The organism is Burkholderia sp. BC1 (genome assembly GCF_052683555.1).
In genome coordinates this window covers 40,747-48,141 of record NZ_JBQYLP010000046.1, presented here as the reverse complement: position 1 = coordinate 48,141, position 7,395 = coordinate 40,747, and the positions used below count along the sequence as shown (strand labels likewise).

General features: G+C 61.8%; 6 protein-coding genes. 1 reads left to right on the top strand and 5 read right to left on the bottom strand.

Annotated elements, in window-relative coordinates; all coding sequences use genetic code 11:
- Positions 1 to 133: 133 nt before the first annotated feature.
- The gene (locus ACSHSS_RS20945; protein ID WP_006412494.1) at positions 134 to 520 is read right to left on the bottom strand and encodes a DUF4406 domain-containing protein; all 387 of its coding nucleotides are present in this window, start codon (positions 518 to 520) and stop codon (positions 134 to 136) included.
- Positions 517 to 1,116: an NUDIX domain-containing protein gene (locus ACSHSS_RS20940; protein WP_006396498.1), complete on the bottom strand. Its 600-nt coding sequence runs from the start codon at positions 1,114 to 1,116 to the stop codon at positions 517 to 519. The genes ACSHSS_RS20945 and ACSHSS_RS20940 overlap by 4 nt, the downstream gene beginning before the upstream one ends.
- Before the next feature lie 30 nt (positions 1,117 to 1,146).
- On the opposite strand from ACSHSS_RS20940, the gene ACSHSS_RS20935 reads away from it, so the two are divergent.
- Positions 1,147 to 1,950 (top strand): DeoR/GlpR family DNA-binding transcription regulator, encoded by an 804-nt coding sequence (locus tag ACSHSS_RS20935; protein WP_006412447.1) that lies wholly within the window; start codon positions 1,147 to 1,149, stop codon positions 1,948 to 1,950.
- Positions 1,951 to 3,778: 1,828 nt separating this feature from the next.
- On the opposite strand, the gene ACSHSS_RS20930 is transcribed toward ACSHSS_RS20935, so the two are convergent.
- The 3 genes from ACSHSS_RS20930 to ACSHSS_RS20920 all read right to left on the bottom strand — a co-directional run bounded on the left by ACSHSS_RS20930 (position 3,779) and on the right by ACSHSS_RS20920 (position 7,380).
- Complete coding sequence (locus ACSHSS_RS20930) at positions 3,779 to 4,840, bottom strand: saccharopine dehydrogenase family protein (RefSeq protein ID WP_233620235.1); 1,062 nt, start codon at positions 4,838 to 4,840, stop codon at positions 3,779 to 3,781.
- A gap of 67 nt (positions 4,841 to 4,907) precedes the next feature.
- Positions 4,908 to 5,852 (bottom strand): alpha/beta hydrolase, encoded by a 945-nt coding sequence (locus ACSHSS_RS20925; protein ID WP_043280375.1) that lies wholly within the window; start codon positions 5,850 to 5,852, stop codon positions 4,908 to 4,910.
- Between the two features lie 13 nt (positions 5,853 to 5,865).
- Positions 5,866 to 7,380, bottom strand: coding sequence for a flavin-containing monooxygenase (locus ACSHSS_RS20920; protein WP_006412480.1), 1,515 nt, complete (start codon positions 7,378 to 7,380; stop codon positions 5,866 to 5,868).
- Between the last annotated feature and the right edge of the window lie 15 nt (positions 7,381 to 7,395).

Here is a 7,395-nt window from a genome sequence, read left to right as displayed (position 1 = left end):
CTTCCGTGTAATTACTCAACCCGCCTTGAACACGGAAATCCTGACACCCCCGCGCGCATCGGCACGCTCAATGGGGAACTCGGCCAACGGCGGCAATCGACCCGGAGCAGTCACGCCGCGTTCCCGATAACGGTCACTCAACGCTGTGTTCGCCGGCCGAGGCAGCGGGTATATCGTCGACGCGGTAATAGACAGGCAGCCGGAGTTTGCGGGCCACGTTCACGTCCGCGTCCGCTCCCTTGGACTCGCCGTCGATGCGCAGGATTGAATCGCATTGCTGAATCATCCGATGTGCAACCGGATAAAGGAATGCCTCGCTGATCGCGTCGCCTGTCTGTATCGATCCCGCCATCCGGGCTAGCGGTAGTGACACCCACTCTCCGATCATAGGCATATGGCCCCGCTGATAAACCGCCAATGCGGCCCGTTCCAGTCTAACCAGGTTGTCGGCAATGCGAGCCGGATCGCCGTTGGTTCCACTGCGATACGGGCCCGCAATCAGGATCAGTTGCGGCCTCATGCTTGGCGTCCCTCCATGATTTCGCTTAATGCCAGGTGCTGTAACAGCATGATCGTCTTGCCGTCGACGATCTCGCCGCTTCTAACCAACCGCAAAGCGGTCCGCAGCGGCATTTCGAGCACCTCGAGATCTTCTCCCTCGTCTTCGATACCGCCGCCATCATTTACGCGCATGGACGCGTCGTAGTCCCCCAGATAGAAATAGAGCTTCTCGGTCACTGATCCTGGACTCATGTAAGCCTCAAAGACCTTGCGGATATTGTTCACGCGGTACCCAGTCTCCTCTTCCGCCTCCTGGCGTATGCGCTCTTCCGGCGTGGCGTTGTCAAGCAAACCCGCGGCCGCCTCGATCAACATGCCGTCGTGTCCGTTGACGAACACGGGCATCCGAAACTGGCGCGTCAGCACGACATTTCCTGTGTGCCGGCAATACAACAGAATCGTGGCACCGTTGCCGCGATCGTAGGTTTCCCTGCTTTGACGCTGCCACGTGCCGTCTCGGCGCAGGAAATCGAACGTCACCTTCGTCAGCGTGTACCAATTGTCGGATAGTACGGTGGACTCGACGATACGAACCCGGTCTCTCGTTGCACGCATGGCGTCTCCCGTCCACAGTAAAGAGCGTTCATGGTATCGTGCAGCTTCGTGCAATATCAAGATATTTCGTGCAGATCCATGCTAACGACCCAACGTAAGAAACTCATCCTGGACAGGCTCGCTCGCGACGGCCAGGTGCATGCCGGTGAATTGAGCGTGGAGTTCGGCATATCGGAAGACACGGTTCGTCGGGACTTGCGTGAACTAGCTTCAGAGGGCTTATTGCAACGCGTTCACGGCGGTGCGTTGCCCGTTTCTCCCGCACTCGCACCGTTCGAACTGCGCCGGGACATTGAATCGGACGCCAAGCAGAGGATTGCACGGCAAGCGGCCTCAATGATCGCCCCGGGGCAGACAGCAATCATTGATGGCGGCACCACGTCCGCATGGCTTGCCAAGGCACTTCCCGCTGATCTGTGCGCGACGATCGTCACTCATAGTCCAACCGTCGCCACGGCACTCGCTGGGCATCCTTCTGTCGAAGTCATCCTGATAGGTGGACGGCTGTACAAGCATTCGATCGTCGCCGTCGGCGCCGCCGCGATGGAGGGCATCTCGCGCATCCACGCGGATTGGTATTTCATGGGCGTGACCGGTGTTCACCCCACAGCGGGTCTAAGTACAGGAGATTTCGAGGAAGCCGCGATCAAGCGCGCGCTCGCTGCGCGTGCGGCGGAGACGGTCGTGCTGGCGTCGTCGTCGAAACTCAATGCGGCGTCGCCGTTCGTCATCGGTGAAATCACACTCGCACAAACCATCGTCGTCGAGAAGTCCGCCGACCGAGAATTGTTGAAACAGATCGAAACAGCGGGAGTGACGGTCGTGCGTGCGTAGTGCTGCCAATCAAAGCCCGCAACCAAGGTTGCTGCAACCCGCACTGCATCAGTATGCCGGCACAGCCCTGTGCCCGAACGCCCGAATGCCTATTGAGCTACATGCCGGCAAGGCCGTCCGCCGAGTGATTGTCAACGATCTAGCAGGTCATAGCGACTGTCTCAAACTGGCCGGTAGCTGTCTCTCGCCATCGCCGGTGACAACTGGCCGGATGGCGAACTTCGGGCGGTCCCGTTCGGCCCATCGGCAAACTCGGGCGGCCGAAGCAACTTTCCCCTGGTCACATGAGCACGCATCCCCCGCAGCACCTACACCCGTCCATCCAGTGATGCAGCAGTACCTGCGCCTTGTCTGACAAGGCCTGGTTCACAAAGCTACGCTGAAAGACTGCGCCCGCACTTATGGGCGGGCCGCTACCGATCCGTTGCGGGCAGTGAGGATGTCCCCAAAGCGGTCGTTCGATGGCGCACAATCGTACCGCCCAAGGCAATTGACCGAGGCGAATCTCGCCGCCAACGTGCAAGTTTTATTAGACGGGATACGAAAACGTCGAGAGCTGAATAAACGGCTCGATCTGCAAGCGAAATCCGTAAGGCGGCGTATGTGTCTGGTCGAATCGCCCGCCGAACACCTTTGCGGCACAGAATTCGATATATGTCCGTTCATCGTCTCGTACGACACGCGCGCCGGGACAATCGAACAAGTTGAGCCGAACAAGCGGCTCTGCACCCCTTGCATTGCCAAGCAAAATCTCGACGTCGCACTTGAGCGGCCATATGGTTAGACTCAAGAAACCGGAGCCTCTCGAAACGTGGTAACGGTAGGAGGCCCCATACTCCTCCTCCACTGGAAGGACTTCAAGTGCTTCCAGAAAATCCAATGGTTCCCACGAGAACGTTGGCATAGAACTTCCTGTTGTGTTGCAGCCTGGCGCCTGCGGCAGACTCGGCGCTCGCGAATCTGGTCTTCATCGCTCCCGCTCGCCGTCGCCTACAACGGGCCGGATGGCGAACTCCACCCGATGCGGCCTCTAGATTCCCCTGAAAGCGGCCGTTGGGTGTAGCGCTAGACGAAACAGATTATAAAAGCGCACTCGTTTTCATTCTGTACGCCACGCGTCGATCAAATATCTGTCTCAAAACGTTCGCCACGCCTCATTCCCCGAGAATTCGTACCGCTGCTCCGTAGCGACTGCGTCCAAGACTACCGGGCATTCGATGCGCGGGTGGTATATGTAGCTGGGCAAGACGAAATACCGACTAAGCCTCACGTCGACAACTGCTGTCAATCGTTCGAATCGTCGCTCCGTCCAACTGAACGCCAGGAAGTTCGAGCAAGCCGACATCGAGAACATGCAGCCCCACGCAAAGCCTGGTAACCGTCGATCCCGCAGACTGAGCACATAGTACGAATCTCCATGCGGTGGCTCCCCTTCATACCACAGGACGATCTCATAACTACGATCCGGAGGGATCAAAACATAGTCTTCCATCCCGGCCCAGTGGCTCGGTTCGTCCTGCGTAAATTGAATTAAGTGCGCGGCCATACACGTTGCTCAACACTATCGACAGGTCGCTTTTAGAAATTGCCGAAGATTCTAATCTCAACCTCGAATGACCGGTTGTGGCCGAACTCCGTCCTCGAACGCAGCGCGACACCGCCCCGCACAGTCTGCCCGGATAGGCGCCCTGTCCGTTCATATTGCAGTAGTGCGGGCACGCTGGCGTTGGAGTGGTTGACGACGTATTGGAGGCGGTCGATTTCCTGAGGCAACGTGATCGAGCGGCCGTCATCGGAATCACGGCCGGCTGAGTCGGATGCTACCGCATCACACCTGCGATCGCCCCACCCCCGCCCCGCCCGGATACGACACGTCGAAACCCGGGCGTTCGAGAAAGAACGCGCTGCCCATCAACATCGACGGCGTCCGATAGCCCGCCGGCACCGGGTCGCTCAGGCAGCGGTTCGCAATCGCGAGCGAGGTATCCGCCGTCATCGCATAGACGTTCGGCGCCGACATCGTCATCGTGACGGTTTCGCCCCGGGCGTTGATCGCCTCGGCCCAGAACGCCGTTCGCTGTATATCGCGCGCGCCCGCGTCGGGACCGCCAGCAAAGAACCGCCGTGCAAGCCGGTCCAGCATCCGCGAAACGGCAGGAACGGCGAACAGCCCGCGCATGAAGTTGGTGAGCCGCATCGTCAGCCCGAGCGCGAGGGGCAACGCGCAATAGACGAGCCCGTCCGGTACGCCGGTCGATACGCCCGCGGTGAACACGTCGCCCCATGGAATCGACACGCCCCATCGCGCGCCGCCGGGAAACGGGATACGTCTGATGCGCCACGCATTCGGCACGGAAACGAGGCGATGATTGCGTCGGACCAGCCCGCCGCTTGCCGCGGACTCCAGGATTGTTTTCACCGTGCCGATGCTCGGTTTCGTTCCGAACGAAAACGCCAGATCGATCCGCGTTGCATCGGGCATCCGTTCCTTCAGCGCCGCGGCAAGGCTATCGGTTGGAACGATGTCGAACCCCGCGCCGGGGCAGAGCACGATGCCGGCGGCAGCGGCGCGTACGTGCTGCGCATGGCAGAACTGGAAGACCGGAATTTCACCCGTGATGTCCACGTAATGGACATGCGAATCGATGCAGGCTTCGACGAACGCTACGGCAGTCGTCGAGAACGGCCCGGCGCAATTCAGCACGACGGCGACGTCTTCGAGGTTCGCGTTCGCGTTCGCGACCTCGAACGCCCTCGCCTCCAGACCGAACGCATCCGCCAGCGGCTTGAGCTTCCTGCCGTCCCGCCCGGCAATGATCGGCCGCATCCCCCGACGCACTGCTTCACGTACGACGAGTTCACCCGTATAGCCGTATGCGCCGTAAATCATCAACGCTTTACTCACCGCTCGATCTCCTTGCACCGGCCGTGACCGCCATTCATTCCCGCACGCATCGTCATGCGAGAGGCGACGCCGGCACGCGCGGCACGCCGACCTCGGTCCGGACCGGCTCCCCAAGGCCGACGTGCCGGTCCAGAAAGCCGAGTTGCAGTTCGATACTCTGCATGCAAACCGCCTCGTCTTCCAGATGAAGCTCGAAATGGTTGCCATCCAGCAGATGAAATTCGCACTGCGGAATGCGCACCGCCGCGCGCCACGCCGCCGAAGCCGGCGTGACCGTATCGCGCCGACCGGCGACGATCAGCGTCGGCGCCGTGACGCGATGGGCCGAGCGGATCGGACTATAGAACGGCACTTCGAGGAAAACCCGCGCAAGCGTCTTGTTTTCCCAGTTCGCACCTGCGGGGAGCAGCCGCTCGTAGCCCTGCCGACATTCGGTGCTCGTCAGCGCTGCGACATCGCCCGGACGCCCGACGATCGGCCGGTAATAAGGACGGCCGAACAGCCTGCCGCCATGGTCGAGCAGCGCCGCCATGCTCAATCGCGCCAGCACATGCACGGGCACCTGCCGGACGCTGGCGATGCCGCTCACGTGCGGCACCTGGGCGATCACGGCGTGAATCCGCCGGTCGTTCGCGGCCGTCCGGATCACATGCCCGCCGGAAAACGAGGTGCCCCACAACACGATGCGCTCCCGGTCGATGCCGGGCAGCGTCCGGACATGCGCGACGGCCGCGGCCCAGTCGGCGAGGTGTCGGCGCGGGCTGACCCAGTGCCGCGGCATGCCGCCGCTGTCGCCGAAGTTGCGATAGTCGAACAGATACACCGCGTAGCCGTGCGCAACGAAGCGCCGCGCAAACGCATACAGGCCGGCCGCGCGAATCGCGCCGAAGCCGTGCGCCATGACGATGACGGGCGGTCTGCCGTTGCCGTCCGGCAGCATGAGCGTCCCGGCGCAATCCTCGCCCTCGCTCGGAAATCTGGAATCGAAGCTGAGCATGGTCGACTCCCGGTCACGCGGATGCGGGCTGCCCGCCGGCCAAACCGGCGACAGCGGACGCATCGGCACCGGACGCCGCACGGCGGAATACCAGTGCGGAATCGACGATGCCGTCCTTCAGCAGCATGTCGCGATCGGCCTCGAAGCTGTGCAGGACGCGCCACGGCAACGCGCGTCCCTGGCGCGGCAGCACGTCCTGGCCGCGCTGCACGTAGCCCGACTGCAGCGAACCGAGGATCGATTCGTCGAGCATCTCGCCGCCGGGCGCATGAGCGGTCACCGTCTGGAACCCTTCGGCATCCATATGCTTCAACAGACGACACACATAGTTTGCCGCCATGTCGATCTTGAGCGTCCACGGTGCGTTGGTATAGCCGAACAGGTAGGCGAAATTCGGCACGTCCTGCATCAGCACGCCCTTGTACGTCATCGTCTTGCCGACCTCGACCTGTCGCCCGTCGACATGCAGGCTCATGCCGCCAAGCGACTGAAGTTGCAGTCCGGTCGCGGTGACGATGATGTCCGCCTCGAGCGTCTTGCCCGATTTCAGCAGGATGCCGCTTTCGGTGAACGTCTCGATATGGTCGGTTACGACCGACGCTTTACCCTCGCGCAGCACCTTGAACAGGTCGCCGTCCGGAACGGCACACAGCCGCTCGTCCCACGGGTTGTACTTCGGCGTGAAGTGACGCATGTCGACGCCGCCGCCGACCCGTTTCTCGACGTGCGACAGCAGCCAGGAGCGGACCGGGCGCGGCCAGCGTTTGGCCGCCTTGTAGATCAGACGCTGCAGGCGGATATTGCGCCAGCGCGCCAGCCCGTATACCCACCGCGTCGGCAGCACGCGATCGAGCGCCGCGGAGATCTTGTCGTAGGCCGGAACCGAAAAGATGTAGCTCGGCGAGCGCTGCAACATCGTGACGTGGGCAGCGCGGCCGGCCATGGCGGGCACGAGCGTCACGGCCGTTGCCCCGCTGCCGATCACGACGACGCGCTTGCCGCGATAGTCGAGCTCCTCGGGCCAGTGCTGCGGGTGAATGCGCAGCCCCTTGAATCGCTCTTGTCCGGGGAAGTCCGGCAAGTAGCCCTGATCGTGGTTGTAATAGCCGGTACAGGGAATCAGGTACGCGCACGTGAAAGTCAGCGCTTCCCCCGTGTCTTCCTGACGCGCACTGACCGTCCAGCGACACCGCTCGGTCGACCACGATGCGCCGTCGATCCGGACACCGAACCGGATGAGCCGGTCGACACCATGCTCGCGCGCGGTATCGGCAACGTATTGCCGGATCGACGGGCCGTCGGCGAGAACCTTGTATTCATGCCACGGCCGGAATTGGTAGCCGAAACTGAACATGTCCGAATCGGACCGAATACCGGGATAACGGAACAAATCCCACGTCCCGCCGATCGCGCGACGGCGCTCGAGAATGCCAACGCGCTTGTCCGGACATTCCCTCGCCAGATGGCATGCCATCCCGATTCCGGAAATGCCGGCTCCAATGATCAGGACGTCGAAGTCGGTCTTCATCGGATGTCTCCTCGT